This window comes from Actinomadura kijaniata, from assembly GCF_014138665.1.
GTDB classification, from domain to species: domain Bacteria; phylum Actinomycetota; class Actinomycetes; order Streptosporangiales; family Streptosporangiaceae; genus Spirillospora; species Spirillospora kijaniata.
Window position 1 is genome coordinate 64876 of sequence record NZ_JACJIA010000014.1, and the last position, 24446, is coordinate 89321.

Genomic DNA, 24446 nt, shown 5'->3' on the forward strand with positions numbered 1-24446 from the left:
GTGAATTTCACGCGAGATGTTGACACTCATGGGCGAACGGGTGTTGTGTTCACAACCGCAGCGGTGCGGTGCGCGGCCGCTGCACCACCCCAGCCGCCGCCCCTCTTCACGGGCGGGACATCGAGGAGAACGCAGTGAAGAAGCTTTCCTTCCGGGCGGCCGCCTCGGCCGCCGTGGCGCTGGCCGTGCTCGTCCCGGCCGCGGCCTGCTCCTCCGGGGGCTCGGGATCGGGATCGGGCGGCGCGGAGAACGCCAAGATCGCGTTCCTGATGCCCGACATCGCCTCGACCCGCTACGAGCAGTACGACGCGCCGCTGTTCAAGGCCAAGATCAAGGAACTGTGCGGCGGCTGCGAGGTCCTCTACCAGAACGCCAACGCCGACGCCGCCAAGCAGCAGCAGCAGGCCACCTCGGCACTCGCCCAGGGTGTCAAGGCGATCGTCATCGACCCGGTCGACTCGGCCGCCGCGGCCTCGACCGTGCGGATGGCGCAGTCGCGCAAGATCCCGGTCATCGCCTACGACCGGCCGATCCCGGCGGCCAAGGCCGACTACTACGTGTCCTTCGACAACGAGAAGCTCGGCGCCATGATCGGCAAGTCGCTGGTCGACCACCTGAAGGAGACCAAGGCCGAGGGCGGGCTGCTCCAGGTGAACGGCTCGCCCACCGACGCGGCCGCGGGCCTGATCAAGAAGGGCATCCACAGCGCGGTCGACCCCAGCGGCTTCAAGCTGCTGGCCGAGTTCGACACCCCGGGCTGGGAGCCGGCCAAGGCGCAGGGCTGGGTGAGCAGTCAGATCAGCAAGTTCGACGGCCAGATCGCCGGCGTGGTCGCCGCCAACGACGGCACCGGCGGGGCGTCGGTCGCGGCGTTCAAGGCGGCCGGCAAGAAGGTGCCGCCGGTGACCGGCAACGACGCCGAGCTGGCCGCGGTCCAGCGGGTCGTGGCCGGCGACCAGTACAACACCATCTCCAAGCCCATCAAGATCGTGGCCGAGGCCGCGGCCGTCGCCGCCCACGGCTTCATCCAGGGCAAGAGGCCCCAGGGCAACACCACCCTGTTCGGCACCCCGTCGGAGCTGTTCACCCCCACCGTGGTGACCCGGCAGAACGTCAAGGACCTGGTCAAGCCCGGCGGCGCGCTGGAACCGTCCCAGGTCTGCACCGGCGTGTACGCCGCGGCCTGCGCCAAGCTCGGCATCAAGTAGCGATCCCCGGTGGCGACCTCCCCGCCCGGTCCGGGCGGGGAGGCGCCATCCGCCCCACGAAGGTTCGGTCATGTCCTCATCGCCTTCCTCGCCACCCCGGCCCGCCCCGGCGGACGCCGGGACCGGCGGCAAGCCCGCCCCGCTGCTGTCGCTGCGCGGCATCAGCAAGTCCTTCGGCGCGGTCGCCGCGCTCACCGACGTCGACCTCGACGTGTCCGCGGGCGAGGTCGTCGCCCTGGTGGGCGACAACGGCGCCGGCAAGTCCACCCTGGTCAAGACGTTGTCGGGCGTGCACCCGCCGGACTCGGGGACCATCACCTTCGAGTCGCGGACGGTGGACGTCCCCACCCCGGCCGCGGCCCAGCAGCTCGGCATCGCGACGGTGTTCCAGGACCTCGCGCTGTGCGAGAACCTCAACGTCATCGAGAACCTGTTCCTGGGCCGCGAGCTGCGCGGGCTCCGGCTGGACGAGGTGACGATGGAGGTGCGCTCGCGCGAGCTGCTCCAGCAGCTCTCGGCCAAGATCCCGTCGGTGCGGGTGCCGGTCGCCGGGCTGTCGGGCGGGCAGCGCCAGACGGTGGCGATCGCCCGGTCCCTGCTGGGCGACCCGAAGATCATCATTCTGGACGAGCCCACCGCCGCGCTCGGCGTGGCGCAGACCGCCGAGGTGCTCAACCTGATCGAGCGGCTCCGCGAGCGCGGCCACGGGGTCATCATGATCAGCCACAACATGGCCGACGTGAAGGCGGTCGCCGACACCGTCGCGGTGCTGCGCCTCGGCCGCAACAACGGGGTGTTCGACGCGGCGTCCACCTCCGCCGAGGAGATCGTCGCGGCCATCACCGGCGCCACCGACAACGAGGTGACGCGCCGGGCGCGCCGCGCGGCGACGAGGCCCGCCGACCGGGCCGAGAAGGAAGGTGCCGACGATGAGTGACCTGGACGTCCGGCCCCCGCAGGCCGCCCCGGCCGACCCCGGCGGACCGACCGGGCCGCGCGGCGCGCTCGCCGCCCTCACCGACCGGATGCGCGGCGGCGACCTGGGCGTGGCGCCCGTGGTCGCCGGGCTGATCGTCATCTGGACGGTCATGCAGATCCTCAACCCGGTCTTCCTGTCCAGCACCAACCTGTCCAACCTCCTCATGGAGATGGTGCCGATCGGGGTGATCGCGCTCGGCGTGGTGTTCATGCTGCTGGTCGGGCAGATCGACCTGTCGGTCGGCTCGCTCAGCGGCGTCGCCGCGGCGGTGACCGCCGTGCTCTTCGTCGACCAGGGCCTCAACCCGTGGCTGTCGGTGCTGGCCGCCGTCGCGCTGGGCTGCGCGATCGGCGGGGTGTACGCGGTGGTCTTCAACCGCTTCGGCGTGCCCAGCTTCGTCATCACGCTGGCCGGGCTGCTGGGCTTCCTCGGCCTGCAACTGCACATCCTGGGCCCCAAGGGCGCGATCAACCTGCCGTTCGACTCGCGGCTGGTCACCTTCGCGCAGCTGGACTTCGTCCCGGCGTGGCTGGCGTACGCGCTGGTCGTCGTCGCCGCCGTCGCGCTGTACGCCGCCGGGCACGCCCGCGCCTCGGCCCGCCGTAAGGCGGGCCTGTCGGCCACCGGCGAACGCTTCCTGATCCTGCGCAGCGTCGCGGTGCTGGCCGGGCTCGGCCTGGCGGTCTGGTACCTCAACCAGGACCGGGGCGTCGGCTGGATGTTCGTGTTCTTCCTGGCCCTGGTGCTGGCCGCGCACTACGTGCTGACGCGCACCCGGTACGGCAAGGCCGTGTACGCCGTCGGCGGCAACGTCGAGGCGGCCCGCCGCGCGGGCATCAACGTGCGCGCGGTCTACACCTCCGCCTTCGTCGCCTGCACCACGCTGGCGGCGATCGGCGGCGTGCTCGCCGCGGCCCGGCTGGCGGCGGCCAACCAGAGCACCGGGGCGGGTGACGTCAACCTCAACGCCATCGCCGCCGCCGTCATCGGGGGGACGAGCCTGTTCGGCGGGCGCGGCGGCGCGTTCGCGGCGCTGCTCGGCATGCTCGTCATCCAGTCCATCTCCAACGGGCTGACGCTGCTGAACCTGGACTCCTCCTACCGGTTCATGGTCACCGGCGTGGTGCTGCTGCTGGCGGTGGCGCTGGACTCGGTCGCCCGCCGCTCGCGCGCCTCCCGCGGCCGGGCCTGAACGGAAGGGAGAGCTGCGATGGCGGTCGTGTGCGTCGACGCGGGCACCACGATGATCAAGGTGGTCGGCTACGGCGACGACGGCGGCGAGCAGATCGTCGTCCGCCGTCCCACCGAGGTGCGGCGGCCCGCGCCCGGCCACGCCGAGCAGGACATGGACGCGGTCTGGGCGGCGGTCGCGGACGGCGTGCGCGAGGTGCGCGAGCGGCTCGGCGGCGCGCCGGTGTCCTACCTGGCGATCACCGCGCAGGGCGACGGCTGCTGGCTGGTGGACGCGGCGGGCCGCCCGACCGGCCCGGCGATCCTGTGGAACGACGGCCGCGCCGCCGCGACCGTCGAGCGGTGGATCGGGGCGGGCGTGCTGGCCGAGGCGTTCCGGACCAACGGGTCGCTGTCGTTCGCCGGCGTGCCCACCGCGATCCTCACCTGGCTGCGCGCCCACGACCCGGAGCGCCTGGCCCGGTCGGCCACGGCCCTGACCTGCGGCGGCTGGATCTTCTCCCGGCTCACCGGGGTGATTGCGGTGGACGAGTCCGACGCCTCGGTCCCGTTCCTGGACATCGCCGCGCGCCGCTACTCGGACGAGCTGCTGCGCCTGTACGACATGGAGTGGGCGCGGCCGCTGCTGCCCGAGGTGCTGACCGACGACCGGCGCGTGGCGGGCCTGACGGCCGCGGCCGCCGGCGAGCTGGGCCTGCCCGCCGACACCCCGGTCGTCCTCGCGCCCTACGACATCGCCGCGACCGCGTTCGGCGCGGGGGCCACCGACACCGGCCAGTCGTGCGTCATCCTCGGCACCACCCTGTGCACCGAGACGATCATCGACGAGCCGCGGCCGGACGGCGAGCCGTCCGGGCTGACGGTGGCGCTGGGCCTGGCGGGCGGCCGCTACCTGCGGGCGTTCCCGACGCTGGCCGGGGGCCAGGTCATCGACTGGGCCTGCCGCCTGCTCGGGCTGGACGGCGACCCCAAGGCCCTGCTGGACCTGGCCGGGGACGCCCCCGCCGGGGCCGGGGGGCTGGTGTTCCTGCCCTACCTGTCCCCGGCGGGCGAGCGCGCGCCGTTCCTGGACCCGAAGGCGCGCGGCGCGTTCCACGGCCTGACCGTCGACCACGAGCGGCGGCACATGGCCCGCGCCGTGCTCGAAGGGCTGACCCTGGTCGTCCGCGACTGCCTGGAGGCCGCCGGGACCCCGCCCACCGAGCTGCGCGTCAGCGGCGGCGGGTCGGCCAGCGCGGCGTGGCTGCGGATGATGGCCGACGTCACCGGCGTGCCGGTCGTCCGCACCGCCGACGCCGAGGCCGGGGCGCGCGGCGCGTTCCTGGTCGGGACGGTCGCCACCGGCCGGGCGGACGGCATCGGCCGGGCCGCCGCCGCCCACGTGCGCGTCGGCGACGCCCACGAGCCCGACCCGCACCGCGCCGGGTTCTACGCGCGGATGCACCGGACCTTTCTCGACGTGCGGAACGCCGCCGCGGCGACCTGGCCGATCCTGGCGTCCGCACGGGACCGCGACCGAAGCGACAGGGGGACTCTGTGACCCGGCCAAGCGCCCGGGAAGAAGCGGTATGGATCGGGGTGGACCTGGGCACCCAGGGCGTCCGGGCCCTCGCCGTCACGGCCGGAGGGGAGGTGCGCGGCACCGGCGGCCACCCGCTGACCGGCCGCCGCGACGGCCCCCGGCACGAACAGGACCCGGAGCGGTGGTGGACGGCGGTGGGCGCGGCCTGCCGCCAGGCGCTGCGCGACGTCCCCGCCGAGGCCGTGCAGGCGGTCGCGGTGGACGGCACCTCCGGCACCGTCCTGCTGACCGACGGCGCGGGCCGCCCGCTGACGCCCGGCCTGATGTACGACGACATGCGCGCCGCCGACCAGGTCGAACGCGTCGACCGGGCGGGCGGCGAGGTGTGGCGGCGGCTCGGCTACCAGCGCATGCAGCCCGCCTGGGCGCTGCCCAAGCTGCTGTGGCTGCTGGAGCACCACCGCGACCTGCCCGCCGGCGGGGTCCGCCTGGCCCACCAGACCGACTTCGTCAACGCCCGCCTCACCGGACACCCGGTCGCCAGCGACCTGAGCAGCGCGCTGAAGACCGGCGCCGACCTGGTCGCCGAGGACTGGCCGCGGCACGTCCTGGACGAACTCGGCGTCCCCGCCGGCCTGCTCCCGCCGCTGGAACGTTCCGGAACGCCGCTCGGCACCGTCTGCGCGGCCGCCGCCGACGCCACCGGCCTGCCCGCCGGCATCCCGGTGATCGCCGGATGCACCGACGGCTGCGCCGCCCAGCTCGGCACCGGCCGCCTCACCGTCGGCTCCTGGAACGCGGTCCTCGGCACCACGCTCGTGCTCAAGGGCGTCACCGACGACCTGGTCCAGGACCCCTACGGCGTCGTCTACTCCCACCGCGCCCCCGACGGCCGGTGGCTGCCCGGCGGCGCCTCCAGCACCGGCGCGGGCATCCTCTCCCGCGACTTCCCCGGCCGTGACCTGGCCGAGCTCGACCGCGCCGCCGGGGCGTACGAGCCCTCCGGCGCGGTGACCTACCCGCTGGTCTCGGCGGGGGAGCGGTTCCCCTTCGTCGCGCCCGGCGCGCACGGCTTCGTCCTCGGGGACCCCCGCGACGAGGCCGACCGGTTCGCCTCGATCCTGCAGGGCGTCGGCTACGTCGAACGGTTGTGCTTCGACTACCTCGACCTGCTCGGCGCGCCCGTCGACGGCGACCTCACGCTGACCGGCGGGGCCACCCGGAGCGCCTACTGGTGCCGGCTGCGCGCCGACATCCTCGGCCGCCCGGTGATCCTGCCCGAGCACGCCGAGCCCGCCCTGGGCGCCGCGGTGCTGGCGGCCTCGGCCGACCGGCCGATGCCCGAGGTCGCCGCCGGGATGGTCACCGTCCGCGCGACCCTGGATCCCCGCCCCTCACACCTCGCCCGGTTCGACGACGGCTACCTCGGCCTGGTCGACGAGCTGGAACGGCGCGGCTGGCTGCCCACGCCGGTCGCCGCCCACGCACGGGAAAGGACGTCCTCATGACCCGCCTGGTCCTGGTCCGCCACGGCGAGACCGAATGGCACGCCGAGAACCGGTACGCCGGGGTCACCGACGTCGCGCTGACCCCGCGCGGGCTGGAGCAGGCCGGACTGCTGGCCGGCTGGGCGCAGCAGGCGGGCCTGTCCGCGCTCTGGTCGTCGGACCTGACCCGGGCCCGGCTGACCGCGGCGTTCAGCGCCGAGGCCACCGGGCTGCCGCTCCGGGTCGACCCGCGCCTGCGCGAGCTGGACTTCGGCCGCGCCGAGGGGCTCACCCGCGCCGAGATGCGCGAACGCTTCCCCGACGCGCTCGCGGCGTTCCACGACGACCCGGTCAGCGGCCACCTCCCCGGCGGGGAGGACCCGCAGGCGGCGGCGGACCGCTTCACCGCCTGCCTCGACGACATCGTCACCCGGCATCCCGACGGCCGCGTCATGGTCGTCGCCCACACCACGGCGATCCGCCTGGTGCTGTGCCGCTACCTGTCCCTGCCCCTGCGCGACTACCGGCGGGTGTTCCCCTCGGTGCGCAACTGCGCCCTCACCGAGATCGAGCTGACCGACGGGAGCGTCGCGCTGCTGGAGTTCAACACCCCGCTGGTCGGGGCGATCGGCGCGCCGGGCGGCGGCCACCGCTCCCGGACCACCCACGCGCACTAGACCGCCACGAACCAGGAGTCCCCATGCCCACCCGTGTCCTCGCCGCCGGCGACCACTTCGTCCTCAACCGGCTCCTCGTCGAGGCCGTCCGCGCCGAGACCTCCGCCGACCTGGAGTTCACCGAGCTCACCCTGCCCTGGCCCGTGGAGCCGTTCGGCCGGGTCGGCGAGGTCGACGAGGCGTCGGGCACCGAGGAGCAGATGATCGAGGCGCTGCGCGGCGTCCGGATCTGCCTGACCCAGATGGCCCCGCTGACCCGCCGCGTCCTGGAGGCCTGCCCCGACCTGGCCTTCTTCGGCGTCAGCCGGGGCGGCCCGGTCAACGCGAACCTGGAGGCCGCCACCGAGCACGGCGTCGCGGTCGCCTTCGCCCCGGGCCGCAACGCCGCCGCCACCGCCGAGCACACCCTCGGGATGATCATGGCGGCGGTGCGGCGCATCCCGCAGACCCATTCCGACCTGCACACGGGCGTGTGGCGCGGCGACTACTACCGCTACGAGCAGGTCGGCCCCGAGATCGAGGGCAGCACCGTCGGCCTGGTCGGCTACGGCGCGGTCGGCCGCCGGGTCGCCCGCATGCTGAACGCGCTCGGCGCCCGCGTGCTCGTCCACGACCCCTACGCCGCCGACCTCGACGGCGTCGCCGAGCAGGTGCCGTTCGCCGACCTGCTGTCCCGCGCGCAGATCCTCTCCCTGCACGCCCGCGTCACACCCGAGACCACCGGCATGATCGGCAAGGCCGAGCTCGCCGCGCTCCCCGCCGGGGCGGTCGTCGTCAACTGCGCCCGCGGGGCGCTGCTGGACCACGACGCCCTCTGCGACGCCCTGGACAGCGGCCACCTCTACGCGGCCGCCTGCGACGTCTTCCCCGAGGAGCCGATCCCCGCCGGGTCGAGGCTGCTGACCACCCCCAACCTCACCGTCACTCCGCACCTGGCCGGGGCCAGCAAGCAGACGGCCATGAACGCCGCCCACATCCTCGCCGGGGACGTCGCCCGCCACCTGCGCGGCGAGCCCCTGGCCCACTGCGCCAACCCCGAGGTCCTGAAGCAGGACCGCCGCTGACCGCCCGGCCCGTCGGCGCGGGCTCCTCCGCAGGGCGGAACGAAACTACGCCGACGGAAGGAACAGCAGCTCATCCCACCGAATGTTACTTTCAGTAGTCAATTCAGGCCATTCTGTTGTCACAAGGAAGGGCGGTCCGCCGCCACGGCGGCCGCCCTTCACACGGCAACGGAGGGAAGCACGACATGGCACGACGAAACACCGTCCGGACGACGTTCGCTCTCGCGGCCGCGACCGTGATGGCGGGGACCGGAGCGGGCGCGGCGAACGCGGAACAGGCCCATGGCGCCCCGGCGGCGAAGGTGGCCACGGCCGTGGACTGCGTCGTCCCCGGCTTCGCGCTCGCCTTCGCCGTGTGCAGCCGCCCCTTCCTGGTCGAGCACGGCAAGAGGGTGCACGCCCATCTCGCCGCCTCGGGCGGGAAGCAGATCGCGTTCTGCGTCGAGCCCGCGGGCGGCGGCAGGGACTACGGCTGCACGAAGCCCCTGTCGCCGGGCCAGGGCGGCGAGATCTGGCACAACACCACCGGATACACCCAGAACGTCCAGCTCATCGCCGGACCCAGCCGCGAGGTCGACGTGCGCGTGCAGGGAAGTTTCTCGGTCAGGTAGCCGCCACGGACCGAACCGGGAGGCCGGGCACACCCCGACCCGGGGCCCCGCCCGGCCTCCCGCGCCTCCCCCTGCCGGGTCCGTCCCGCCGGACCATCGAACGCACCTCGACGCCACCAGGACCTCACCGCGCCGGGACGTGTCCGGCCTCGCTCCGAGGGCGAGGCGACGGCCACACTGTGAGGACCCGCCGTCCTGGTCACCGGCCTCAGTCGTTCGGGAGGGACCCATGACCCGGCATCCCGCTGCGCCGCCGGTCCCGCCGGGGACCCGGGCCTGTCACGCGCGGCGGGCGTGCTGATGCGGGCCCGGCTGCGCCGGGCGGTGGCGCCGCTGCGCGGCAACCCGCACTATCTCCGGTTCTTCGTCGCGGGCCGCATCAACACGTTCGGCTCGACGATGGCGACCGGCGCGGTGGCGTTCACGGTGCTGGCCTGCGGAGCGGGCGCGCCGGGAATCGCCACGGTGATGCTGGCCCAGATGGTCGCCACGATCGTGCTGACCCCGATCCTCGGGACGGTCGCCGACCGCCTGCCGAGGGTCACGGCCATGGCCTGCGCCGGTGGCGTCGTGACCGTCACGCTGGCCGTCGAGGCGGTGCTGGCCGCGTCCGGCCGCGCGGCCGTGTGGAACCTGGCGGTCACCGCGGCGGTGGCCGCCGGGGCCGGAGCGCTGTCGGGCGGCGCGGGCGCGGGTGTCTCCCGCGACCTGGTCCCCGTCCGGCAGCTGCCCGCCGCCAACGCGCTGACGAAGCTGACGATGTACGCGATCAGGATGGTGGGGCCGCCGGTCGGCGGTGCGGTGGTCGCCGGAGCGGGCCCGGCGGCGGGATTGGGCGCGAACGCGGTGCTCACCGGGATCTCCGTGCTGGTGCTGCGGGGAGTCCGGGTCCCGCCCGTGCGGCGGGCGCGCGCGGGGTTCGCCGCCGAGACGCGGCAGGGCTGGCAGGCGATCACCACCAGGACCTGGCTGTGGTCCCACACCCTCGCCGGGGCCGTGCTGGTGCCCTTCTGGCACCTGGCGTTCTTCATCCTGGGCCCGGCGCACGCCGCCGCCCATCACGGGGGCGCGGCCGCGTGGGGCTGGATCACCGCGGCGTTCGCCGCCGGGATGGCCGCGGGCGCGGCGGTGAGTTTGCTGGCGGAGCCCCGGCGGGCGATGTGGGTCGCGTGCGCCGGGAGCAGCCTGCTGGCGTTGCCGCCGGTGGCGTTCGCGGTGCGGGCGCCGCTGGGCGGTGCGATGGCGGCGGCCGCGGCGGGGGCCGGCGGGCTGGCCATGGCGATGGTCGCCTGGCGCAGCGCCGTCCAGCAGCAGGTCCCGGCCGACCTGCAAGGCCGGGTGACCAACTACACCGACACGGTGCAGGTAGCCGCCGCTCCAGGGGTCTACCTGCTGACCGGCCCCTTGCTGGCGGCGGCGGGGGCGACGGGGACCCTGCTGGTGTGCGCGTGCGTCATCGCGGTGGCGGGGCTGGCGCCCTTGCTGCTGAGGTCGGTGCGGTGCGTCCGCCTGGTCGGAGACCCGGATGCGGTCTTATCGCGGCCGTGCTGATCCGGCCGCGCGCCGGTGGTGGGCCCGGCCGTCGTCGGACGTCGGCGGCCGGGCCGGGGGTCGGGTCAGCGGCCGTCGAGGAGGGGCTGCCGGGGGTCCCACGCGGTGCCGTCGCGGGTGTCGCGGCGGCGGCGCGCGATGCCCGACAGCGCCTCCAGGACGACGCGGTTGGCCAGCGCGGACGTGATGTCGGCGTGGTCGTAGGGAGGCGACACCTCGACGACGTCGATCCCGGCGACGGGCAGCTCGTAGGCGATGCGGCGGACCGCGTCCAGGAGCTGGCGGGCGGTGAGGCCGCCGGGCTCCGGCGTGCCGGTGCCGGGGGCGTGCCCGGGGTCGCACACGTCGATGTCGACCGACAGGAACACGCCGTCGCACTCGTCGGTGGCGATCGCGAACGCCTCGGTGAGGCACTCGTCCAGCCCGCGGGCGACGATCTCCGTCATCTCGTACGAGCGCATGCCCTGCTCGGCCATCCAGGCGAGCGTCTCGGGACCGGGCCAGTAGCCGCGCAGGCCCATCTGCAGGAACCGGTCGCCGCGCAGGGCGCCGGACTCGATCAGCCGCCGCATCGGCTGGCCGTGCCCGATCAGCGAGCCGAACTCGATGTCCCCGGTGTCGGCGTGCGCGTCGAAATGGATCATCGAGACGCGGCCCTGGCCCAGGTGCTGCGCCACGCCCGCGGCGTCCGGCCAGGCGATGGTGTGGTCGCCGCCCAGGACCAGCGGGATCGCCCCGTTCGCGGTGACGGTGTGGACGGCCTCCTGCAGGTCCCGGACGGAGCGCTCGGCGTCGCCCGAGTACATCTCGACATCTCCGGCGTCGTACACGGTCAGGTCGCCCTGCAACCCGTCCACGCGCAACGCCAGGGACGGACGCGACCCGTCGTGCGGCAGGTAGCAGGTCTGCCGGATGTACTGGGGGCCGAACCGGGTGCCGGGCCGGTGGGACGTGCCGCCGTCGAACGGCGCGCCCAGGATCACCACGTCCGCGTCGGCGTAGGTGGACGGGTCCGACCACGTGCAGCGCGGCACCCCGAGGAAGGTGATGTCGGGGCCGAACTGCGGGCCGTAACGCTCTGGCGGGGTCATGGACGTCTCCTGGTGTTCGGAAAAGGACGAAATCAACGGATGGCGGCGCGGCGGGACCGCATCAGCAGGACGTACAGGCCCGCGGAGATCACCATGCCCGCGGGAAGGGAGAGATCCACCCCGCCGGCCGCCTTCGCGATCGCGCCGGTGTACATCGGCGTGTTCACGCACTGGGAGGCCACGGCGGCGCCGGTGAGCAGGGCGATCACCCCGGCCGGGTTGACGCCGCCGGTGTACCAGAACGGGCCGCCGCGCCTCTCGTCGCCCAGCGCGCGGCCGTCGTACCGGTTGCGGCGCCACAGGACGTCGGTCGCGTAGACCGCCATGCTGGGGCCGAGCAGCACGACCATGACCTGGAGCAGGTTGCTGACGGTGTCGAGGAAGTCGGAGACGAGCAGCGCGTACAGGGTCAGCGCGAGGCCGAGGGCGCCGTCCAGCGCCACGCTGCGCGACCTGCGAAGACGCAGGCCGACCGCCTGGAGCGCGAGGCCCGAGCTGTAGGCGGTCATGGCGTTGTTGGCGATGGTGCCGATGATGACCGACAGCAGGAACACCGGTTCGAACCAGTCCGGCAGGATCGCGGCGAGCGCGGTCTGCGGGTCCGTCATGTCGACGGCGGTCCCGGCGAGCGTTCCGAGCGCCGTGAACAGCACGGACGGGATGAACGCGCCGAGCGCCGTCCAGCCCGCGACGGCCTTCGGTGAGGTGGCGCGCGGCAGGTACCGGGAGAAGTCGGCGCTGTTGTTGTACGACAGCGGCGCCGAGGCGACGAGCGCGAGGGCGGCGGTGAGCGCGGCCCACAGCGCCGGGCCGCGCAGGGGTTCGGCGGGCTGGTGGTCCCAGTGCGCGTGCCTGAGGACGTACACCGCGAGGACGGCGAACGCGGCGGTGAGCGCCCACGTCAGCAGCGGGTACAGCTTCACGATGGTGGCGTGCCCGTACACGCTGATGGCGAGGGTCGCGGCCGCGATCGCCACGATGGTCACGATCTTGACCGGGGTGCCGACGGGCACGCCGAGGCCGCCCAGCAGCCCGAACGCGGCCAGCGAGGCCGCCGCCCAGTTCAGCGCGAGGTAGTTGACGGAGACGAACCAGCCGGTGATCGCGATGATCACCCGGTTGCCCCGGATCCCGTACATCGCCCGCATGATCACTTCGCTGGGGGCGCCCGCGGCCGGGCCGCTGGTGGCGATCAGGCCGACCAGCAGCCAGAACAGGTTGCCCACGACGATCAGGGTGAGCGACTGCCAGAGGTTCAGGCCCATCAGGACCAGCGCGCCGCCGACGACGAGCGACAGGTAGCTGACGTTCGGCGCGGCCCACACGGCGAACAGCTCCCGCGCCCGGCCGTGCCGCTCGCCGTCCGGGATGAAGTCGATGCCGCGCGCCTCGACGCGGCCCGCGCGGTCGGTTCCTGCGCGGTCGGTCCCGGCGGGGAACGGGCTGACGGGGGCGGGGCCGTCCAGGGGGTCTGGAATCGTGGATGCCATGCAGGTCCTCCGGACTTGTTCTATTGGTCGCATAACCAATAACTTGGGAGGCGTGTTGTCAAGAGCACAGCCGAAACGCGTTCGCAAGACGCCGGAGACGCGCCGCGCCGAGATCGTCGCGGCCGCCTCGGCGATCGCCCTGGCCGAAGGCCTGGAATGCGTGACGCTGCGGCGGGTCGCCGACGAGCTGGCCGTCCGGCCCGGGCTGATCAGCCACTACTTCCCGGCCGCCGAGGACCTGGTCGCCGAGGCGTTCGGCGCCGCCGCGTCCGCGGAGCTGGAGGAGCTGATCCCGGCCGTCCGGCCGGACGGCGACGCCACCGGGCACCTCGCGCGCTTCTTCGCGCTGACCTCGGGGGAGCGGTACGACGAGATGAGCCGGCTGTGGCTGAACGCCCGGCACCTCAGCCGCTACCGCGCCACCCTGCGCGAACGCGTCCACCACCAGGAGGCGCTGTGGCGCGACCGCCTGGCGGGCCTGATCCGGGACGGCGCGGCCGCCGGCGAGTTCCGGGCCACCGACCCCGAGCTGACCGCCATGCGGATCCTCGTCGTCCTGGACGGGCTCGCCTCCCACGCCAACACCGGCCGCGACGACCACCCCGAGGTCATCACGAACATGGCCGTCACCATCGCCGAACGCGACCTCGAACTCGCGGACGGACGCCTGGCCGGGCGTCCGGCCGCACCACACTGATCCGCACCGACACCCTTTGGAGCCCTCCCCTTGCACCCCGATCTCGTCCTGCTGTCCGCCCGGCTGCTCGACCCGCTGACCGGCGGCCCGCTCCCGCACACCGCGCTCGCCGCGGGCGGCGGCCGGATCACCGCCCTCGGCGACGACCGGGAGGTCCGCGCGCTCGCCGGGCCGGCGACGGCGGTCATCGACGTGCGGGGGGCGGTCGTCACCCCGGGCCTCGTGGACGGTCACACGCACCCGCTGTCCGGCGCCGAGCGGACGATGGGCGTCGACCTGTCCGGCTGCGCCGACCTCGCCGCCGTCCGCGAGGCCCTGGCCCGCGAGTCCCGCGCCCTCGCCCCCGGCGCGTGGCTGCGCGGCTGGGGCCTCGACCCGAACGTCTTCGGCGACCGGCCCGTCACCGCCGCCGCCCTCGGCCCCGTCCTCGCCGACGTCCCCGCCGCGATCGACCTGTTCGACGCGCACTCCATGCTGGCGAGCCCCCGCGCCCTGGACCTCGCCGGCATCGACGGCCCGCGCGACTTCGCGCAGTCGTCCCAGATCGTGTGCGACGACGAGGGGCGGCCCACCGGCCTGCTGCTGGAGGACGCGGCGTGCGAACTCGTCGAGGCCGTCATGCCGCGTCCCACCGCCGCCGAGATCCGGGCGCGGGCCGCCGCCGTCCTGCGCGGCATGGCCGCCGCGGGCCTGACCGGGGGCCACGCCATGGACGCCAACGGCGACAGCCTCTCCCTCTACGCCGCGCTGGAGGAGGCGGGCGACCTCGCGCTGCGCGTCCGCGTCGCCCCCTGGTGCCAGCCCGGCGCGGACGCCGGCGCGATCGCCGGACTCGTCCGGACCCAGGGGACGGGCGGCGACCTGTGGCGGGTCGCCGGCGTGAAACTGTTCATGGACGGCACCATCGACAACGGCACCGCCTGGCTCGAACGGCCCGACTGCCACGGCGAGTCCGCGCACGCCTTCTGGCCCGACCCGGACGCCTACACCCGGGCCGTCGCGGAGCTCCACCGCGAGGGCGTGCCCACCGCCACCCACGCCATCGGCGACGCCGCCGTCCGGCACGCGCTCGACTCCATCGAGAAGGCGCAGGCCGGAACGGGGGAGAGGGCGGGCTCGCCCCGGCACCGCATCGAGCACATCGAGACCGTCCCGGACGACACCGTGCGCCGCTTCGCCCGCCTCGGCGTCGCCGCGTCCATGCAGCCGACCCACTGCTGCGAGTTCACCCGCGCCGACCACACCGACAACTGGTCGCGCCGCCTCGGCGAGGAGCGCGCCGCCCGCGCCTTCCGCTGCCGCGACCTGTGGGACGCCGGCGCGACGGTCGTCCTCGGCTCGGACTGGCCCATCGCCCCCTACCAGCCCCTCGCCGTCATGGCGGGGGCCCGGCACCGCCGCCCGAGCCGCGACCTGACGCAGCCGCCGCACGGACCGGAGCAGGCGCTGACCCCGCTCCAGGCCCTCCAGGGCTACACCCTCAGCCCGGCCTGGGCCGCCGCCGAGGAGGACCGCGCGGGACGCCTCGCCCCGGGCCACCGGGCCGACCTGACGGTCTTCGCCGAGAACCCGCTCACCGTCCCGGACGAGGACCTCGCCGAGCTGCCCGTCCTCCTCACCGTGGTGAACGCCCGCCCCACCCACCGGGCGCCGTCCCTCTGACGACCGCGCCCTGGGCCGACCGGGCGAGGACGGCTCAGGCGGTGACCGTTCCCCAGCCTCCCGGCCATACGGTCACCGCCTGAACCGCCCATCCTACCGTCAAGATCAAAGAATGGCCACTGCGAGCGCGGAGACCATCGCGGACAGTGACATCCGCCCACGCTTCGAAAGCCGCTGCCGGAACGCCGGTCGCCAGGAACGGCGGCACCGATCCGGCCGCCGGTGCGTCTCGTTGTCAGCGGGGTCGGCACCGTGGCGGGGACCGGACGCGGTGCGGCTCGTCCGTACGACGGGGACGGGGTGGGATCGGGCGATGTTCGAAACGCTGGGCTGGCTCGGGCTGGTGGCGCTGTTCTTCTGGGGAGTGACCGTCTCCTCCGTGGTGGTGGATGACGTGCTGCACGGCTGGATCGCCCGCCGGGCGGGCGGTGTTCCGGGCGCCCTGGCGCGCGCCGCCGGCGCGCAGCTGCTCTGCGCGGCGGCCTTCCTCGGGCTCTGCAAGACGGGGGTGGAACTCGGCCACGAGATGGACCTGGCCTGGGTCGGCTCCTGCGCCATCGTGCTCGCCGCCGTGCTGTACACGCCCGTGGCCATGAGCATGCTGCCGGTCAGGCAGGCGCGGGAGGACCTGGAGGACGCCGGTGCCACGGCCGGGCAGGCACTCGCGGCCTCCTGGACGGCGGGTCCGCTCGGCCTCCTCGGCCTCCTGGTGGTCGTCGGGGCCTACATGGCGGGCGTGATGCCGTGACTCCCGTCGCCGAAGCGAATGCGGGCTGCCAACGCTCCGCCGCCCGCCCCGCCGGCGATGACGCGCGCAGGGGAACCGCTCGACGACCACCGGCCCGCCGTGACCGACACGCGCCACCTCCGTCCTGACCGGCGGCGTTGTGAGCGTCGACCCGCCGATCCGAGCCGCAGGGTCCCGCGACGGTCGCCGTCCACGCGGTCATGGCGACTCCCTGATCCGCCGGTTCACCGGCCTTCGACCGCGAGGGTGGCCAGGAAGTCGTCCAGGAGGCGGGTCTGCCGCTCGGGCGGGAACTCCTCCGGGCTGAACAGGGCCTGCACGATGAGGCCGAGCGCGAAGGACTGGATCGTCGCCGCGACGCCGTCCGGATCCGCGGGGGGCAGCTCTCCCAGGCGTTGCGCCGTCCGCACCTGGTGCCGGATCCGCTCGCGCGCACGCGCGTAGCGGGCCGCGTGTCCGGCGGCGAGATCCGGGTCGGCCAGCGCCGCGTCCCACGAGCTGACCCAGATCCGGTTGTCCGCGGCCGCCTGCGGCGTGCGCGGCAGGATGTCCAGCAGTGTCGCGCGCAGGGCGGCGAGCCCGTCGGGCCCGGCGTGTCCGGGCCGCGCGGCCCGGCGTTCGTCCAGCAACGTCAGCGCATGCGCGACCAGCGCCTTCTTGTTCGGAAAGTAGTGCGTGAGCAGGCCGGTCGTCGCGCCCATCTCGGTGGCGACCGCCCGCAGCGTCAGGCCGCCGAACCCGTGCGCGGCCAGCACCCGCCACACCGCCCCGGACACGTCGCGGCGTCGGGCGTCATGGTCTCCCTTGTGGCGTGGCATGCGGACAGGATATGTTCACACAACATCTGTTATGTGAATCGGAGGTTCCATGTCCGCCGACGTCAAGGCCGAACTCGACCGGATGATGCGCACCCTGTTCGGTGCGTTCGGCAACACCGGCGGCAGCCGGCCGAACCTCGACGTCATCCGTGAGGTGTTCATCCCGGAGGGGCTGATCATCAAGAACGTCGGGGGAAAGACCGAGATCTACGATCTCGACACGTTCATCGCGCCCCGGGAGAAGATGCTCACCGACGGGACGCTCACCGAGTTCTCCGAGTGGGAGGTCTCCGAACGCACCGAGATCTTCGGGTCGATCGCGCACCGGTTCAGCGAGTACGGCAAGTCCGGCTACCTCGACGGCGAGTGGTTCGAGGGGGCGGGCCGCCAGACCACCCAGTTCATCCGGACCGCGACCGGCTGGAAGATGTGCGCCGCGGCCTGGGACGACGTGTGAGAAGTGCCCGGCCGGTGAAGTCCCGTGACCTTCCGGCGCGCAGACGCCGCTGACCGGCCTGCCGCGACCGGGCCCGGTGACCTCTCGAACGGGCCCGGCGAGCCCCGCGATGACCGGCGCGGTTCGCCGGGCGGTGGCACCCACCGCCCCGACCGCCCGCACACGCGAACGGCCCCCGTCCCGAACAGGGAGGGGGCCGCATGCATGACACCCGTCAAGCCGCCGCTCTCACCGCCATGACCTCACACTCGCCATAGGGGTCGGCGATCACGACCGTTGCGGATCGGCGGCACCGTACAGCAGCTGTTTGAGGGTCAGCGGGTCGCCCACGAGGGCCACGCTCCCCTCGGCGAGCGCGGAGTCGAGCGACGCCGGGTCGTCCAGCAGGCCGCCGAGCGTCCTGGGGTCCGTGCGAAGCGAGATGTCGGCCGTGGCGGGTTCGCCGCTCCGCACCTGAACCTCTCCGGAGGAGGCGCGGACCGTCCAGACCGAGCCGTCGAGATCGAGGCGGCAGACGATCGGCGCCGCCGCCGGGTCGGGACGAAGACCGATCCGCAGGAAGATCAGCACCGAGGTGGCGCTGAGCGAGGTGGGCTCCGGAGGGCTCGGGGCGTCGATTCCCCACTCGCTCAGAGCCAGGACGATCGGTTCCAGCTTCCGGCCCCACTCTGTCAGCTCGTAGACGTGCGGCCCCGCCGACGCCAGTTTGCGGCGACGGATCACCCCGTGGTGCTCGAGCTCCCGAAGCCGGTCGGCGAGCAGGTTCGAGCTGGCGTTGGGCAGGGCGTGCCGCAGCTCGGAGAAGCGTTGGGGCACCAGGAGCAACTCCCGGACGACCAGCAGCGCCCACCGCTCCCCGACGACGTCGAGAGCCCGAGCCATCCCGCACGAATCCCGATAACTACGGCTGGTCGGCATGACCACTTCCCTCCTGTATCCCGCCTGATCCTAACTTGTCGCCCATGGAGGTTGTTTTTAACAACTAACAGTGGTTATGGTTTAGCGAAACAGCCGGGTGAAGCCCGGCGGACAGGAGCCCGCGGTGAGTAGTTCGCTTTCGAGACAGACCCAGACCTCGACCCAGAAGCCCCAGCACGCAACGGTCGTGGATCCCGACGCGCACCAGATCCTGTTCGAGAACGAACACGTTCGGGTGGTGCACGCGCGCGCCTCTCACGGTTGGGAGAGCGCGATGCACTCGCACCCGCCGATGCTCGTGGTCAACCTCGGCTCCGGGCGACAGAAGGTGACCTGGGCGGACGGGACGACCCAGATCGTGGATCTGAACCCCGGCGCGGTCGTCTGGCAGGAGGACGCCTTCGACCATGCCTGGGAGTTGCTGGCGGGAGAGGTGAACGTGGTCCTTGTCGAGGTCAAGTCGGCAAACGCCGGAGAGTGAGGACCCTGCGCGGACCTCGGGACTGACCCTGTTCGTACTGTGCTGTAGACGGTGGCGCGGACGACGCCGCCGCAACGCCACCGCCGACTCGAAGTGGTGACCGGCCGTCGCGAGTCACGGGGCATGATGACGGGGCGGCCGTCACGCTCCACCGCCTTGAGGCCGGTGAAGGGCGCCCGTTTGGCCGAAGGGCTCGCGTCGCGGCCCTGCTTCCGGGCAATACCGGGCGGCGCATCGCTGGTGATCCTGAACCCGGGCGGGCCGGGATCACCGACGCGAACGAGCATCAACCACAGCGTCTCCGCACAGCCGCCGCCCGCGGCGGCGTGCAAGGTGGACATTGCGCGCGGTGCGCCGCGGCGAACTCCGACGCGCCGATTGCCACCAGCAGAGGCTGCCGGTCGCCCGTGGGTCGGTGTCGATGTCGAGCGGCGCCCGCACCATCCTCACCGAGGGGCGGGGCCGGTCGATGCGGAAGGGGCTCCTGACGGTCGTCGGGAGCGATGTCATATCGCGCCCGATCCGCCCCGTCCCCGACATCACCGCGAAGCGCAACAGAGCCATCGCGGAGCGGTCGTCCTCGGCCGGTCCCAACGGGGCGCCCTCGCCGACCGTGGCGGCCACGGCTGTTGCTACTGGGCTTCTGCGTAGGTCCAGGGCGGGGTTTGGCGCACGATGCCGGTTGAGATCCTGCCTCTGGTGGTGACGGCGCGGACGGTCGCATCGAGACCAATTTCTGGACCGCCGCAGAAGGCTGGCACCAGCCGTTCAGCATCGCACCGCCCGGCAGTGCCGCCGAGCGGTCGTAGATGGCTTCACAGTGGCCGCGGTCGGGCCGCCGGGTGCTGGATCAGATCGGGGTGTGTGCGGGTTCCGGACACACCCCGATCACCTCGTGACCGACAAGGGGCGCGCCGGTTCGAGAGGTGCCGCCGCCACGACGGTCATCCGGGACTGTCCAGCGTTCTGGCCGGTGAGGGGCTCGCGGGCCGTTGAGGCATGTTGCATACGTCGGCGATACACCCTGCTGTCTAACCTCCAGATATGCGCGTACTGATCGTGGAGGACGAGCCTTTCCTGGCCGAAGCCGTGCGTGACGGTCTGCGGCTGGAGGCGATCGCCGCCGACATCGCCGGCGACGGTGACACCGCCCTGGAACTGCTCAGCGTCAACTCCTACGACCTCGCGGTCCTCGACCGCGACATCCCCGGCCCCTCCGGCGACGAGGTCGCCCGCCGGATCGTCGCCTCCGGCAGCGGCATCCCGATCCTGATGCTCACCGCCGCCGACCGGATCGACGACAAGGCCTCGGGTTTCGAGCTCGGCGCCGACGACTACCTCACCAAACCGTTCGAGCTGCGGGAGCTGGTCATGCGGTTGCGGGCGCTGGACCGCAGGCGCGCGCACGCCCGACCCCCGGTCCGCCAGCTCGCGGGGCTGCGGCTGGATCCCTTCCGCCGCGAGGTCTTCCGCGACGGACGCTACATCGCGCTCACCCGCAAGCAGTTCGCCGTGCTGGAGGTCCTGGTCGCCGCCGAAGGCGGTGTCGTCAGCGCCGAGGAGCTACTGGAGCGGGCCTGGGACGAGAACGCCGACCCCTTCACCAACGCCGTCCGCATCACCGTCTCGGCGCTGCGCAAACGACTCGGCGAGCCGGCGCTCATCTCCACGGTGCTCGGCGTCGGCTACCGCATCGACACCGGCGTCGCCCCCGCCCGCCCTGGCGACGCTCATGAATAGGCGCCCAGGGCTCAGCGTCCGGCTGAAACTCACCATCAGCTACGCCGGGTTCCTCCTGCTGGCCGGTGCTGTCCTGCTCGCCGTGTTCTGGGTGTTCGTGCTGCGCTGGCTCCCCACCGACGACCCCGGGGCCATCCGCCGGGCGGTCGGCAGCGTGATCATCATCGGGTACAACCGCTCCGACCTCCTGCGCGGCTTCGCCCCCGCCTCGGTCGCGGCACTGGCGTTCCTGCTGGTGTTCGGCCTGCTGGGAGGATGGGTCCTCGCCGGCCGGATGCTGGCGCCGCTCACACAGATCGCGGACGCGGCACGGCTGGCCTCCCACGGATCGCTGTCCCACCGGATCCGCCTGGAAGGCCCCAGGGACGAGTTCCGCGAACTCTCCGACGTGTTCGACACCATGCTCGAACAACTCGAATCCCATGTCGCCGAGCAGCAACGTTTCGCCGCCAACGCCTCCCACGAACTGCGCACCCCGCTGGCGATCTCGCAGTCACTCCTCGACGTCGCCCGCAACGACCCCGCACGGGATCAGGGAGAGCTCATCGAGCGCCTCCACACCGTCAACACGCGGGCGATCGAACTCACCGAGGCCCTGCTGCTGCTCAGCCGCAGTGGCCGCGGAACCTTCACCCGCGAGCCCGTCGACCTGTCCCTGGTCGCCGAAGAAGCCACCGAAACGCTGCTTCCCCTCGCCGAACGGCGTCAGATCACGCTCGATGTCACCGGCGAGCCCACGAGGGCCGTCGGCTCCGCGCCGCTCCTGCTGCGGATGGCGACCAACCTCGTCCAGAACGCCATCGTCCACAACCTCCCCACGGGAGGCACCGTGACGGTCCACACCGAATCCCAGCGCGACGCGAGCGTGCTGCGGGTCGAGAACACCGGCCATCGGCTCCCGCCGGAACTGGTGCCGACCCTCATCGAGCCCTTCCAGCGCGGAACGACACGCATCCGCACCGACGGGCACGTCGGCGTCGGCCTCGGGCTGGCCATCGTGCACAGCATCGTCCGGGCCCACGACGGGACCCTCGACCTCACCCCCCGCCCCACCGGCGGCCTCATCGTCACGGCCCGGCTTCCCGCCACGCCGCGGGCGGCGTCCCCGGACGAGGCCCACTAGGTTCCGTGCTCGTAGACCTCGACATCGAAGACCGGCTGGCGGCCACCGGCAGAGCCCGGCGGGCCCGGTTGCGCGCCTGGTCGGCACATCCCTGCGCTGCTTGACGAGTCACCTGCCGGTGTTGTCGCCCCACCATCGGGACCACCGCTCGTTGAGCAGGGTGTACGCGTCCTCGTCCTGGTGGTAGGTGCTCAACAGGGCCATCGACGTGCCCGCCGGTGCGGTCGTGGAGGGGCCGGTGCCCGCGATGATCAGCAGGCCTTCTCCCCAGGAGTCCACCGTGACCCCGAGCTGGTGCTCCGAGCGGAACCACACCTCGCCCTCGATCGGCTCGCCGGCGAGGGTCGCGGTGTAGCGGCTGCCCGGCTCGCTCGCCGCGGCCAGCCCCAGGCGTTCGATCACGGTGCCCGAGTACGTGTCCCGATCGCCGAGGAACAGCGTGCGCCGCCGCTCGCCGGGCTTGCGCTCGAGCGCGAAGCGCAGTTGGTGCAGGAAGGAGATCCAGCCCTCGGTGACGTCGTCGTAGTAGGCGTCCCATTCGGGATCGCCGCTCAGCGGTGCGCGGACGAGCGTGACGCGGACGAAACCCTCGCCGTCGCCGCGCACCTCGAACCGGTCGCCGCCGTTGGCGAGGAACGTGTGCGTCCCGGTGTCCTCGGTGACGTCGGTGAAGTAGATCGAGTCGATCTCGGCTTCGAGCTCACCGGACTGCCAACCGTGCCACTGCCTGATCAGGTCCTTGTCCCGCAGTGCCCGCCAGGCGGCGTCGACCGTGGCCGCCACCCGGATCTCCAGTCGCGGCGTGCCGGTGGGCTGGACATGGTTCATGGATTCTCTCCCTGGTCGATCTTCTCGCCGGTGGGTCTGGGGGTGGGGTGGCCGCCGACCACCACCCGGTACGGGCGACCGTCGCGCGTGTCGAACCGGGCCGCGATCTCCCGCAGCGCTTCGGTCAGCTCGTCGGTGAACCGGTGGACGTCCGCCGGGCTGGCGAACCGCACATCGGTCTCGGCGGTGAAGGTGAGCAGGCGCTTGCCGGCTTCGTCCGCCTTGACCTGCATCCGTGCGACGTCGCGGACGGTCGCCGCGGCGACGTCGACCAGGTGCTCGGCGGCGTACTGGTCCTGGATCAGGCTGAGCTGCTCCGCCGAGGAGTCCTGGTCGTGGCTCATCACCGTCGGATCCACCACGACCGCGCCGGGCCGGGCGCGCATGATGCGCTCCAGGCACCCGCGGCGCCGCCGCTCCTCGACCAGCTCGATCAGGCCCGCGGACTCCAGCGCCCGCAGGTGGTAGTTCACCTTCTGCCTCGGCAGGCCGAGCGCCGCCGCGAGCTGCGTCGCGGAGGCGGGTTCGCGCAGCTTGGCCAGCAGTTTCCTGCGCAACGGGGCCAGCACGGCCGCCACCGTGTCCGGCTCGTCGAGGTAGTTGATGCCGCTTTCCACGAAACCCATCGTCCATTTGACAGATAAATTTGTCAAATCGTTCGCATGAACACGCCGCGGGTGGAGACGGGGGTCGGCGAGCACCGGAACGAAGATCCGCGCTAGGTTCCGCCGCCAAAGTTCATGGCCACATCAGCAGGGCGGCCAGGGTGTCGGAGGCGCGTGGCGATGCGGCGCCGGCGTTTGAGCCGCGACGGGTCCGGCTGCCGTGACCCTGGCCGGCCACCATGTGGTCCGGTCGCGTTCGAGGCCGTCCCGGTCCGGCGCCGCGGTGAACACGGTGCGGTCATCCGCACCGCCACCGGTCACCACCAGCGCCGCCGGTCCACAGCGTCAACGGACAGCGGGTGGTCGAGCGCGCCGGTCTCATCCTCGGCCGCACGACGACCTGTCGTCCTGAGAGATCATCGAATGGAAGGCGCGGGCCATCACCGGCCGGCGCTGGCGCACGGCCACCGCGCCGGTAACTCCACTGCGGCCAACGCGGAGCGGGGTCCAGACGGGCGACCGGCACGTCTGTAGGGCATCAAAGAGATCGTCGTGGCCCGCGGCCGGACGGAGTGGGGGTGGCGTGCCCAGGGAGTGGCATGACCGGGTCGGCACGTTCACCGACGTGGCGGATGTCGCCGGCCAAAGTCGGCATCGTCTACGGGACGGCGCCGTCGACGGTCGGCTGAGCCTGGCACCGCCGCGGTTCGCTGCACCGGCGTCGGTGCCGCAGATCCTGGCGCTCGCGGCGGGCTGCTCAACACCGCCGGCGTCGCGCCGCTGGTGGCGCGCAACGGCCACGGCTTCGTCAGGTCGACCTCGATCGACCCCGGTGTCGGGACGCCGAGCCGCCGCCTGCGCCTGACCATTCTCGGCTTTGGGCCGGCCTGGCGAGCGAACCTCCGCCAGAGCCCCCGCCGCCGTGCTGTCCGGTGAGCGGCGCGGCCTGGTGGAGGTCGTCAACGCCCAGCGCGGGGGCCGGTCCGGGCGTGGCGGTCAGCTGGTGTCGATGGAGCGTTGCTGGCCGGGGTAGCCGGGCTTCTGCTCGGGAACGCCGACCATCTCCTCGTCGCGCGTGGCCACGGTGGCGGGGTCGGGCGGGCCGGAGGCGGGGGCGGTCGGGTCGTCGTCCGGCTCCCGGTCCGCGGGACGGTCGATCGCGCCTCCGGCGTTCACGCCCTGCGGCTCGATGAGGTTCTCGTCGCCGTTCGGCTCTGGATCGTTGCGGTGCGACATGATCCGCCCTTACCCGACGGCATGGAGGGAAACCCGCCCGAGCGCGTGCCCCGCAGGGAACGGGCGGCATCCCCGCGTCGCCGTCATCGGCACCGGCCGGAGCCGCGTCGCGTTCCTCTCGCAGGCTCCTGCTCCATGCAGCTTCCCCCTCCGGACGAGCGGCGCATTCGTCCGCGCATGTCGCAGGCGTTGGCCGAGGAGCTGCTGGGGTCGGGAGATCCCGAGGTCGCCTGTCACCTGGGCCACAACAACGCCCTTCCGA

General features: G+C 73.1%; 23 protein-coding genes. 16 read left to right on the forward strand and 7 right to left on the reverse strand.

Annotated features, from left to right (window positions below):
• Positions 1–134 precede the first annotated feature (134 nt).
• The 9 genes from HNR61_RS38070 (at position 135) to HNR61_RS38110 (ending at position 10290) form a co-directional block, all read left to right on the forward strand.
• Positions 135–1208 carry a substrate-binding domain-containing protein gene (locus HNR61_RS38070; RefSeq protein WP_182848002.1) on the forward strand — a complete coding sequence of 358 codons (1074 nt, stop codon included), beginning with the start codon at positions 135–137 and terminating at the stop codon, positions 1206–1208.
• A 70-nt stretch (positions 1209–1278) separates the two neighbouring features.
• A complete protein-coding gene (locus HNR61_RS38075; protein WP_182848003.1) occupies positions 1279–2145 on the forward strand; it encodes an ATP-binding cassette domain-containing protein in 867 nt (288 codons plus the stop codon).
• The gene (locus tag HNR61_RS38080; protein WP_182848004.1) at positions 2138–3379 is read left to right on the forward strand and encodes a sugar ABC transporter permease; all 1242 of its coding nucleotides are present in this window, start codon (positions 2138–2140) and stop codon (positions 3377–3379) included. Before HNR61_RS38075 ends, HNR61_RS38080 begins: the two co-directional genes overlap by 8 nt.
• An 18-nt stretch (positions 3380–3397) precedes the next feature.
• Complete coding sequence (locus tag HNR61_RS38085; RefSeq protein ID WP_182848005.1) at positions 3398–4918, forward strand: FGGY-family carbohydrate kinase; 1521 nt, start codon at positions 3398–3400, stop codon at positions 4916–4918.
• Positions 4919–4956: 38 nt separating this feature from the next.
• Positions 4957–6408 carry an FGGY family carbohydrate kinase gene (locus tag HNR61_RS38090; protein ID WP_312898301.1) on the forward strand — a complete coding sequence of 484 codons (1452 nt, stop codon included), beginning with the start codon at positions 4957–4959 and terminating at the stop codon, positions 6406–6408.
• The gene (locus HNR61_RS38095; protein ID WP_182848007.1) at positions 6405–7064 is read left to right on the forward strand and encodes a histidine phosphatase family protein; all 660 of its coding nucleotides are present in this window, start codon (positions 6405–6407) and stop codon (positions 7062–7064) included. Before HNR61_RS38090 ends, HNR61_RS38095 begins: the two co-directional genes overlap by 4 nt.
• A gap of 23 nt (positions 7065–7087) precedes the next feature.
• On the forward strand, positions 7088–8128 hold the full coding sequence (locus HNR61_RS38100) for a 2-hydroxyacid dehydrogenase (protein WP_182848008.1): 1041 nt from the start codon (positions 7088–7090) through the stop codon (positions 8126–8128).
• A 185-nt stretch (positions 8129–8313) separates the two neighbouring features.
• Positions 8314–8739 (forward strand): hypothetical protein, encoded by a 426-nt coding sequence (locus tag HNR61_RS38105; protein WP_182848009.1) that lies wholly within the window; start codon positions 8314–8316, stop codon positions 8737–8739.
• 300 nt (positions 8740–9039) lie between these two features.
• Complete coding sequence (locus tag HNR61_RS38110) at positions 9040–10290, forward strand: MFS transporter (RefSeq protein WP_246444750.1); 1251 nt, start codon at positions 9040–9042, stop codon at positions 10288–10290.
• 65 nt (positions 10291–10355) lie between these two features.
• Here HNR61_RS38110 and speB read toward each other — a convergent pair whose 3' ends face one another.
• Positions 10356–11381 carry an agmatinase gene (gene speB / locus HNR61_RS38115; protein WP_182848011.1) on the reverse strand — a complete coding sequence of 342 codons (1026 nt, stop codon included), beginning with the start codon at positions 11379–11381 and terminating at the stop codon, positions 10356–10358.
• A gap of 32 nt (positions 11382–11413) precedes the next feature.
• Positions 11414–12871: a purine-cytosine permease family protein gene (locus HNR61_RS38120; protein WP_182848012.1), complete on the reverse strand. Its 1458-nt coding sequence runs from the start codon at positions 12869–12871 to the stop codon at positions 11414–11416.
• Positions 12872–12923: 52 nt separating this feature from the next.
• Between HNR61_RS38120 and HNR61_RS38125 the strand changes: the two genes are divergently transcribed.
• From HNR61_RS38125 to HNR61_RS38135, 3 genes are all read left to right on the forward strand, one after another.
• On the forward strand, positions 12924–13568 hold the full coding sequence (locus HNR61_RS38125) for a TetR family transcriptional regulator C-terminal domain-containing protein (RefSeq protein ID WP_220510301.1): 645 nt from the start codon (positions 12924–12926) through the stop codon (positions 13566–13568).
• A 30-nt stretch (positions 13569–13598) separates the two neighbouring features.
• Complete coding sequence (locus HNR61_RS38130; protein WP_182848013.1) at positions 13599–15230, forward strand: amidohydrolase; 1632 nt, start codon at positions 13599–13601, stop codon at positions 15228–15230.
• Between the two features lie 313 nt (positions 15231–15543).
• Complete coding sequence (locus HNR61_RS38135) at positions 15544–15978, forward strand: hypothetical protein (RefSeq protein WP_182848014.1); 435 nt, start codon at positions 15544–15546, stop codon at positions 15976–15978.
• 224 nt (positions 15979–16202) lie between these two features.
• Here HNR61_RS38135 and HNR61_RS38140 read toward each other — a convergent pair whose 3' ends face one another.
• Complete coding sequence (locus HNR61_RS38140) at positions 16203–16796, reverse strand: TetR/AcrR family transcriptional regulator (protein WP_182848015.1); 594 nt, start codon at positions 16794–16796, stop codon at positions 16203–16205.
• 49 nt (positions 16797–16845) lie between these two features.
• Here HNR61_RS38140 and HNR61_RS38145 point away from each other — a divergent pair, with 49 nt between their 5' ends.
• Positions 16846–17253, forward strand: a complete 408-nt coding sequence (locus HNR61_RS38145) for a DUF4440 domain-containing protein (protein WP_182848016.1) — start codon at positions 16846–16848, stop codon at positions 17251–17253.
• A 267-nt stretch (positions 17254–17520) separates the two neighbouring features.
• Here the strand turns inward: HNR61_RS38145 and HNR61_RS38150 are convergent, their stop codons facing one another.
• Positions 17521–18135, reverse strand: coding sequence for a winged helix-turn-helix transcriptional regulator (locus tag HNR61_RS38150; RefSeq protein WP_246444717.1), 615 nt, complete (start codon positions 18133–18135; stop codon positions 17521–17523).
• Positions 18136–18358: 223 nt separating this feature from the next.
• Here HNR61_RS38150 and HNR61_RS38155 point away from each other — a divergent pair, with 223 nt between their 5' ends.
• The 3 genes from HNR61_RS38155 (at position 18359) to HNR61_RS38165 (ending at position 21515) form a co-directional block, all read left to right on the forward strand.
• Entirely contained in the window at positions 18359–18652 is a 294-nt protein-coding gene (locus HNR61_RS38155; RefSeq protein WP_182848018.1) for a hypothetical protein, read from the forward strand.
• Positions 18653–19696: 1044 nt separating this feature from the next.
• Entirely contained in the window at positions 19697–20392 is a 696-nt protein-coding gene (locus tag HNR61_RS38160; RefSeq protein WP_182848019.1) for a response regulator transcription factor, read from the forward strand.
• Positions 20385–21515, forward strand: coding sequence for a sensor histidine kinase (locus tag HNR61_RS38165; protein WP_182848020.1), 1131 nt, complete (start codon positions 20385–20387; stop codon positions 21513–21515). The genes HNR61_RS38160 and HNR61_RS38165 overlap by 8 nt, the downstream gene beginning before the upstream one ends.
• Before the next feature lie 108 nt (positions 21516–21623).
• Here the strand turns inward: HNR61_RS38165 and HNR61_RS38170 are convergent, their stop codons facing one another.
• The 3 genes from HNR61_RS38170 to HNR61_RS38180 all read right to left on the reverse strand — a co-directional run bounded on the left by HNR61_RS38170 (position 21624) and on the right by HNR61_RS38180 (position 24184).
• The gene (locus HNR61_RS38170; RefSeq protein ID WP_182848021.1) at positions 21624–22343 is read right to left on the reverse strand and encodes an SRPBCC family protein; all 720 of its coding nucleotides are present in this window, start codon (positions 22341–22343) and stop codon (positions 21624–21626) included.
• A complete protein-coding gene (locus HNR61_RS38175; protein ID WP_220510302.1) occupies positions 22340–22969 on the reverse strand; it encodes a winged helix-turn-helix domain-containing protein in 630 nt (209 codons plus the stop codon). The genes HNR61_RS38170 and HNR61_RS38175 overlap by 4 nt, the downstream gene beginning before the upstream one ends.
• Positions 22970–23944: 975 nt before the next feature.
• Positions 23945–24184 (reverse strand): hypothetical protein, encoded by a 240-nt coding sequence (locus tag HNR61_RS38180; RefSeq protein WP_182848022.1) that lies wholly within the window; start codon positions 24182–24184, stop codon positions 23945–23947.
• Positions 24185–24446: the final 262 nt, after the last annotated feature.